Below are 1,951 nucleotides of genomic sequence, written 5' to 3'. Positions count from 1 at the left end.
AATTTAAATTACAAATATTAATTTAAATTACAAATATTAATTTAAATTACAAATATTTATTTTAAATTAAAATATTTACTTTAAATCATTTTTTTATATTAATTTTAGTTTAGAGGTCTTTAAATGGATTATTTTATATTAGGAATTGTTTTTATTATTTACTTCCTAATGGTAGGTTACGTAGGTTACCTAGCATGGAAAAGGACCAATTCCTCTGAAGACTTCATGGTTGCAGGTAGGCAGACTCACCCTTACATCATGGCATTGAGTTATGGTGCTACCTTTATTTCTACAGCAGCTATTGTAGGTTTTGGAGGAGTTGCAGGTAAATATGGTATGGGGATACTATGGCTTGCATTCTTAAATATTCTCATTGGAATATTCATTGCATTCGTATTCTTCGGTAAAAGAACTCGTAAGATGGGTAAAAATCTTGGTTCACTCACATTCCCTGAGTTTTTAGGCCGTAGATTTGATAGTAAATTCCTACAATTTTTCAGTGGAGTTTTAATCTTCTGTGCTATGCCTATCTATGCGGCAGTGGTACTTATTGGTGCAGCAAGATTTATGGAATCTTCCTTAATGCTTGATTTTAATGTAGCTCTTTTAGTTCTAGCTATCGTAATCTGTGGTTACGTATTGTTCGGTGGATTAAGAGGGGTTATGTATACTGATGCATTGCAAGGAAGTATCATGTTTGTTGGAATGTTGATTTTACTCATATTCATTTACTGGGTCTTAGGTGGTGTAACCGAAGCTAACACCGCTTTAACCAATATGGCTCATTTATACCCTGCAGATGCTCTGGCTGAAGGGGGTACAGGTTGGACAAGCTTCCCTAAATTTGCAAGTCCGTTCTGGTGGTCACTTGTAACAACCACCATTATGGGAGTAGGTATCGGTGCATTGGCTCAACCACAGCTTGCAGTAAGATTCATGACAGTTAAATCTGACAAAGAATTGCACAGATCCCTTTTAATTGGTGCTATATTCATCTTTGTAATGACTGGAAGTGCTTATGTTGTAGGATCATTATGTAATGTATACTTCTATCAGAACTTTGGACAGATAGCTATTGATTTTGTTGGTGGAAATATGGACTCAATCATCCCAACATTCATTTCAACTGCACTTCCTGAATGGTTTGTATACATATTCTTGCTTTCCTTGCTTGCAGCGGCTATGTCCACATTATCCTCACAGTATCACACTCAAGGTACCGCATTAGGACACGATATTGCAGATGCCTTTAAAAATAGAGGCACTACTGAAGGATTCACTGATGAGGAACTTAAGGCAAGTGCTACCAATAAAGAAACTAGAATTGGATTTATTTCCGTAAGTCAGTTGGGTATTTTGATAGCTGTAGTTTTATCATTGATTATAGGTTTATCCTTGCCTGGAAGTATTGTTGCATTAGGTACTTCCTTGTTTATGGGATTATGTGCAGCTGCATTCTTGCCGGTTTACTGTGCTGCCTTATTCTGGAAAAGGGCTACAAAACAAGGTGCTCTTGCAGGATTTTTCGCAGGTACTTTAACAAGTTTGTTCTTGCTTGTATTCGTATTCAAGAAAACTGCAACCGGATTAGGTATTTGTAAATTCATTTTCGGTGTAGATATGTTAATCAATGCCATGCCTTGGTATACCATTGACGTAATGATATTTGCAATCCCAGTTTCTGCAATAGTTTTAGTAGTTGTAAGCTTATTAACACAACCGATGGATGAGAAAATTCTTAACAGGTCTTTCAAAGGACTTGACGATGGTGCTAAATAGGTGATATCATGATGGTTTTAGGAATAGAAGATCCATGGATTTGGAGTGTATACATTCTTATGATTGTAATGACTCTTATTTGTGTTATTTATGGTGCAATCAATTGGAATAAAGGAGATTAATTCTCTTTTATTTTATTCTATTTTTATTTTATTTTAATTCTTTTTTTATT

2 protein-coding genes are annotated in these 1,951 nt (G+C 35.1%); both read left to right on the top strand.

Features of this window, described 5'->3' with window-relative positions:
- Nucleotides 1–123: 123 nt before the first annotated feature.
- Nucleotides 124–1,779 (top strand): sodium:solute symporter, encoded by a 1,656-nt coding sequence (locus ACKI67_RS10285; protein WP_407463442.1) that lies wholly within the window; start codon nt 124–126, stop codon nt 1,777–1,779.
- 8 nt (nt 1,780–1,787) lie between these two features.
- Nucleotides 1,788–1,901, top strand: a complete 114-nt coding sequence (locus ACKI67_RS10280) for a symporter small accessory protein (RefSeq protein WP_407463441.1) — start codon at nt 1,788–1,790, stop codon at nt 1,899–1,901.
- The last annotated feature ends 50 nt before the right edge of the window (nt 1,902–1,951 follow it).

The organism is Methanobrevibacter sp., from assembly GCF_045577275.1.
Taxonomy (GTDB): Archaea; Methanobacteriota; Methanobacteria; order Methanobacteriales; family Methanobacteriaceae; genus Methanobrevibacter.
The sequence above is the reverse complement of the archived record's forward strand: the minus strand, read 5'-3'. Positions and strand labels throughout refer to the sequence as shown.

Coding starts and splice junctions, on each gene's coding strand:
- ACKI67_RS10285 (WP_407463442.1), top strand. CDS start 124: ATGGATTATTTTATATTAGGAATTGTTTTTATTATTTACTTCCTAATG.
- ACKI67_RS10280 (WP_407463441.1), top strand. CDS start 1,788: ATGATGGTTTTAGGAATAGAAGATCCATGGATTTGGAGTGTATACATT.